The sequence below is a fragment of the Microbacterium sp. Bi128 genome (assembly GCF_918698205.1).
Genome location: NZ_CAKKMM010001213.1, coordinates 1 through 1556, shown reverse-complemented (window position 1 = coordinate 1556; position 1556 = coordinate 1). Strand labels below are relative to the sequence as shown.

The window sequence follows — 1556 nt, the reverse complement described above, 5'->3', positions numbered from 1 at the left end:
TTGGTGGCGGCGGCAGAGACGGGCAACGTCTGCGATCCGGGCTGGACTTCGGTAGTGGGCAAACTCATTCGCGCACCCTCACTGGATCATCGGGGTTCTGGGCCAGGCAACCAAACGGCGCGACGGCGTAACTTCTCACCCCAGTTTATCGCCGTGCCGCCCGCGCCGTTGAATTGTGACCGAATGGCAGACACTCCGGGTTTTGTCTCCACCGGACATGCCCAGTGCTGCGGGCAAGGAGTGGACATGCTCAGTGCTGCCGCGGGACATGCTCATTCTTGGCGGCCTGGAGTGGGCGTGAGGGCATTGTGTCCATTGTTGGGTGCGGGCGCGGGGCATGTCCGCTAGCCGCGGTCCAGCCGGTAGCGCCAGGACGGGAGCTGTTTTCCCGCTGTGTCCTCGGCAACGGGGAAGAAGCGGTCCTTCCGGAAGCCCAGGCCCTCGAGCAGCCTGCGGGGCGGGAGATTGGGCTCGTAGACTCCCGCGAAAATGGTCTCGCTGCTGCGGGCGCCGAAAAGCCAGTCGACCAGGGCGCCGGCGGCCTCCCGGCCGAGACCGAGCCCGTGGTGCTCCGGGTGAAGAACGTAGCCCAGGCTGGCTGAGTCTGCGGGAATCCGGCCGGGCGCCGGGGGTTCCTGCGTGTTCCAGGTCCGGGCGTCGCCAACGACTTCACCGGTGGCCCGGAGCTCGATCGCCCAGCCGAAGTGAAACCACTCGGCCGTGGAGGATGCCGCCGCGGACAGTGTCTGCTCAAGCCGGGCGCTGTTCTGCGCGGGGGTGAGCGGACCATGGGACAGGTACCGCGTGGCCGCCGGATGGGCCCGGAACCGGAGCAGGGCGCCGGCGTCGTCCGCTGTCAACGGACGCAACAGCAACCGCCCGGTGAGGAGCGGCGCCGGGGTGCCGCTGCCGGTGGTTGCCACGAATCCGTCAGCTCAGCTCAGGGCGTTGCGGCGGCCCTCGAAGGCCCTGCCGAGCGTGACTTCGTCGGCGTATTCCAGGTCCCCGCCCACGGGCAGGCCGGACGCCAGCCGGGTGACGGCGATGCCAATCGACTTGAGCATCCGGGCCAGATACGTCGCCGTGGCCTCGCCCTCGAGGTTGGGGTCGGTGGCGATGATGATTTCCTGAATGGCACCGTCGTTGAGCCGGGTCAGCAGCTCACGGATCCGGAGCTGTTCCGGACCGATCCCGGCGATCGGATTAATCGCGCCGCCCAGGACGTGGTACCTGCCGCGGAAGGACCGCGTGCGCTCCACCGCCAGGACGTCCTTGGATTCTTCGACGACGCAGATCACCGTGGGATCCCGGCGCGGGTCGCGGCAGATGTTGCACAGTTCCTGCTCGGTCACGTTCCCGCAAACCGTGCAGAACTTGACCCGTTCCTTCACGGTGGTGATGGCATCGACAAGCCGCTTCATGTCCTGGGGATCAGCCTCGAGGATGTGGAAGGCCAGCCGCTGGGCTGACTTCGGCCCCACTCCGGGAAGGCGTCCGAGCTCGTCGATCAGCTCTTGAACTGCGCCTTCGTACACAATGTCCTCGTTCTTTTGGAG

At 67.0% G+C, this 1556-nt stretch carries 2 protein-coding genes; both read right to left on the bottom strand.

What is annotated here, in order from left to right; all coding sequences use genetic code 11:
• Positions 1 to 344: 344 nt before the first annotated feature.
• The gene (locus LQV45_RS31360; RefSeq protein ID WP_230011259.1) at positions 345 to 923 is read right to left on the bottom strand and encodes a GNAT family N-acetyltransferase; all 579 of its coding nucleotides are present in this window, start codon (positions 921 to 923) and stop codon (positions 345 to 347) included.
• Positions 924 to 935: 12 nt separating this feature from the next.
• Positions 936 to 1535: a recombination mediator RecR gene (gene recR / locus LQV45_RS31355; RefSeq protein ID WP_018774392.1), complete on the bottom strand. Its 600-nt coding sequence runs from the start codon at positions 1533 to 1535 to the stop codon at positions 936 to 938.
• Positions 1536 to 1556 lie beyond the last annotated feature (21 nt).